Consider the following 3,451-nt stretch of genomic DNA (forward strand, 5'->3'; position numbering starts at 1 on the left):
GCAATATTCTGCTGAAAATCGGTATGCTCACCGGCCAAGTCGTGCCGGACAATACGGCGGTTTATGCCAAAGACTTTAAGCCAGAAAGCGTGTTGGGAGAGTCCAACCTGTCGTTTAGGGGCAATGTCAATATCGCGGAAGGGCAGAGCGCGGACGTGGTGTTTCTGAATGCGGATAACGGCATGCTGGTGCAAGACCTGCCGTTTTCGGTCAAATTAAAGAAATTCCATATCGACTTTTACGATACCGGTATGCCGCGCGATTTTGCCAGCGACTTGGAAGTAACGGACAAGGCAACCGGCAAAGTCAGCGAACACACCATCCGTGTCAACCATCCTTTGACGTTGCACGGTATTACGGTTTATCAGGCAAGTTTTGCCGACGGTGGTTCTGACTTGACGTTTAAAGCGTGGAATCTGGCTGATGCCGACCGTACGCCGGTCAAACTCAAAGCAACTTCCATGCGCGAGTTTCCGCTGGATTTGGGCAAAGCTTCTTATAAACTGGAATTCGACCAGTTTACTTCGATGAACGTCGAAGACATGAGCGAGCCGTCTGAAAAAGAGCAAAACCTGAAATCCGCTCTCAACGATGTTCGCTCCGTCCGTCAAGAAGGCAAAAAATACACCAATATCGGCCCGTCTATCGTTTACCGTATCCGCGACAAAGCAGGGCAGGCGGTCGAATATAAAAACTATATGTTGCCGGTAAAACAAGATGAAGACTATTTCTTCATTACCGGCACACGCAGCGGCTTGGCGCAGCAATACCGCTGGTTGCGCATTCCGATGGATAAAAACGGCCAAATCGACACCTTTATGGCTTTGCGCCAATATCTGAAAGACGATGCGGCACGCCGTAAAACCGTTGCCAACGCCGTTAAAGGTGCGCCTGCCGAAATCCGTGAGCAATTCATGGCGGCGGCGGAAAACACTTTGTCTATTTTTGCCAAAGGCGGCTATTTGGCTTTGGACGAATTTGTCACCACCAATATTCCGAAAGAGCAGCAGGAAAAAATGCAGGGCTATTTCTATGAGATGCTCTATGGCGTGATGAATGCCGCTTTGGAAGATACGATCAGCACATACAATCTGCCGGCTTGGCCGCAAGATGAAAAACGCAACCGCTTCCTGCTGCATGCAATGGATGCTTACACCGGTTTGACCGAATATCCCGCGCCGATGCTGCTGCAACTGGAAAGTTTTACCGAAGTACGCTCTTCCGGCCTGCAGATGACCCGTTCGCCGGGCGCATTCTTGGTGTATTTGGGTTCGGTATTGCTGGTGTTGGGTACGGTGTTTATGTTCTATATTCGTGAAAAACGTGCTTGGCTGCTGTTTTCAGACGGCCGTATCCGTTTTGCCATGTCTTCCAGCCGCAACGAACGCGACTTGCAGAAAGAATTTCCGCAACACACACGGCAATTGCAGCAGCTTGCCAAGGATTTGAACCATGAATAACAAACATCAGGCCTTGCCCGAGCATGAGCTTCTGACACACAAATCATTTATCCGAAACCTCAACCTTTTCGACTGGGCGTTCGCGCTGCTGATTGCAGTCGGCGCGTTTATTGCCCAAACCCAGGCCGGTCTGCACATGGACATCTACGAAATGGTAATTTTGTGGGTAAGTGCCGGTATTGCCGTTTTTCTGGGTTGGTTTTTCAAACCGATGCGTTGGTTTATCCCTTTGGGCGTGTGCTTGGCGTATTTTGCTGTTGATTTGTATGGCGGCAACATCAAACGCGCAGACGTCTTCCTGCTCAAATACCTGTTAAGCAGCCAGTCGGCGATTATGTGGCAATGCGCGTTTGTGTTCTTCGCCTTGTTTGCCTATATCGTCGGCGCAATAGCGGCGGTGCGTAAAAATGTGCAGACCAATACGCTTTTGGGCATGGGTACCGTGTTTGCATGGGTTTCCGCGATGGCGGGCTTTGTCGGTTTGCTGGTGCGCTGGCATGAAAGCTATCTGCTGCGTCCCGATGCCGGCCATATTCCGGTTTCCAACCTTTATGAAGTATTTATCTTGTTCTTGGTCATTACGGCGCTGATGTACCTCTATTACGAAGGTCGTTTTGCCGTACAAAAACTGGGCGGCTTCGTCTTCAGCTTTATGGCGATTGTGGTCGGATTTGTCTTGTGGTACAGCGTTTCACGCGAGGCGCATACCATTCAGCCGCTGATTCCGGCTTTGCAGTCTTGGTGGATGAAAATCCACGTTCCGGCCAACTTTATCGGCTACGGCGCATTTTGTATTGCCGCCATGCTGGGTATTGCCGAACTGTTGGCACTCAGAAAAGAAGATACAGGCAAAAAAGCATGGCTGCCGCAATCTCAAGTCATTGAAGAAGTCATGTACAAAGCGATTGCCGTCGGTTTCCTGTTTTTCACCATCGCCACCATCCTCGGCGCATTGTGGGCAGCCGATGCGTGGGGCCGCTATTGGAGCTGGGACCCGAAAGAAACTTGGGCGTTTATCGTTTGGCTGAATTACGCTGTCTGGTTGCATTTGCGGCTGGTGGCAGGCTGGCGCGGCAGGGTGTTGGCTTGGTGGGCGGTCATCGGCTTAATCATTACCGCCTTTGCCTTTATCGGCGTAAATATGTTCTTGAGCGGCCTGCATTCTTACGGCACTTTGTAAGCAGCCTATCCCGCACTTTATTTCAGACGGCCTTTTTCCGTTTTCGGAGAAAACGCCGTCTGAATCGTTTTTAATCATTTTTTCAGACGGCCTCAAACCATGTTGGTATTAGGAATTGAATCATCTTGCGACGAAACCGGTGTTGCGCTCTACGATACCGAGCGCGGCCTGTTGGCGCATCATTTGCACACACAAATGGCGATGCACGCCGAATACGGCGGCGTTGTCCCCGAATTGGCCAGCCGCGACCATATCCGCCGTGTCGTACCGTTGACGCAAGGTTGCTTGAAAGAAGCAGGCGTAGGCTATGCCGACATTGACGCGGTTGCCTTTACGCAAGGCCCGGGTTTGGGCGGTGCATTGCTGGCCGGTTCAGGCTTCGCCAACGCTCTGGCATTTGCCATCGGCAAGCCCGTTATCCCCGTCCACCATCTTGAAGGCCATTTGCTCTCGCCTTTGTTGGCAGACGACAAGCCTGAATTTCCATTTGTCGCTTTGCTGGTGTCGGGTGGACATACGCAATTTATGGCTGTACGCGGTATCGGCGATTACACTTTGTTGGGTGAGAGCGTAGACGATGCGGCAGGCGAGGCGTTTGATAAAACGGCCAAGCTTTTGGGTTTGCCTTATCCCGGCGGTGCCAAATTGTCCGAGCTGGCCAAACTCGGCACACCTGATACTTTCACGTTCCCACGCCCCATGCTCTATTCGCACGATTTGCAGATGAGCTTTTCCGGTTTGAAAACCGCCGTTTTAACCGCTGTCGAAAAAGTCCGTGCCGAAACCGGCAGCGATGAAATTCCGGAACAAA

The 3,451-nt window shown here is 51.4% G+C and carries 3 protein-coding genes; all 3 read left to right on the forward strand.

All coding sequences use genetic code 11. The features are described from left to right. The coding region (locus ACTHUT_RS15900; protein ID WP_440419034.1) for a cytochrome c biogenesis protein ResB at positions 1 to 1,460 on the forward strand (1,460 nt) is incomplete at its 5' end. Continuing rightward, complete coding sequence (ccsB, locus tag ACTHUT_RS15905; RefSeq protein WP_250599530.1) at positions 1,453 to 2,640, forward strand: c-type cytochrome biogenesis protein CcsB; 1,188 nt, start codon at positions 1,453 to 1,455, stop codon at positions 2,638 to 2,640. The genes ACTHUT_RS15900 and ccsB, both read left to right, overlap by 8 nt. A gap of 99 nt (positions 2,641 to 2,739) precedes the next feature. Then, positions 2,740 to 3,451, forward strand: a 712-nt coding sequence (tsaD, locus tag ACTHUT_RS15910) for a tRNA (adenosine(37)-N6)-threonylcarbamoyltransferase complex transferase subunit TsaD (RefSeq protein ID WP_440419036.1), incomplete at its 3' end; no start/stop codon positions are given.

It is taken from the genome of Neisseria sp. P0022.S010 (assembly GCF_051956635.1).

What these genes read in the sequence shown, in the direction of transcription:
- ccsB (WP_250599530.1), top strand. Translation starts at nt 1,453, where the DNA reads ATGAATAACAAACATCAGGCCTTGCCCGAGCATGAGCTTCTGACACAC.